The organism is Mesorhizobium sp. M2E.F.Ca.ET.209.01.1.1, assembly GCF_004010375.2.
Classification (GTDB): domain Bacteria; phylum Pseudomonadota; class Alphaproteobacteria; order Rhizobiales; family Rhizobiaceae; genus Mesorhizobium.
This window is the reverse complement of the sequence record NZ_SADP02000796.1, coordinates 1-320: the sequence shown is the minus strand read 5'-3', so window position 1 is coordinate 320 and position 320 is coordinate 1. Positions and strand designations below refer to the sequence as shown.

The following is a 320-nucleotide window of genomic DNA, read 5'->3' as shown; positions in this document are numbered from 1 at the left end:
GGCGCTGTTAAAAGCCGCTCTCATGGATCGCAACAAGAACAACGACCTCTTTGTTCTGATGGCGGCGCTCGCTGCGCTGGCGATCTACAACATTGCCTGCGGCATCAAGACAGGCGAGATCCGCGGCTGGAAGCACTGGATCGCCGTGGCCGACGATCCGACGCGCTTCTGGAACGTCTTGGTCGCCAATTCGATCGTCCTGGTAGCCTCGATAGCCTTGCTGTGGGTGATCAATTCCCGCAAGCCGGGATGATCTGAGGCGGCCACGTCGGTGCCTTACAGCGCCCTTGTGATGCCCCCATCCACACGGATGTTCTGCC

General features: G+C 60.0%; 1 protein-coding gene. It reads left to right on the top strand.

Translation table 11 applies throughout. The annotated features are described in order from the left end of the window. Positions 1 to 253: hypothetical protein (locus EN852_RS37945; RefSeq protein WP_210238321.1), on the top strand; the 253-nt coding region annotated here is incomplete at its 5' end. Between the last annotated feature and the right edge of the window lie 67 nt (positions 254 to 320).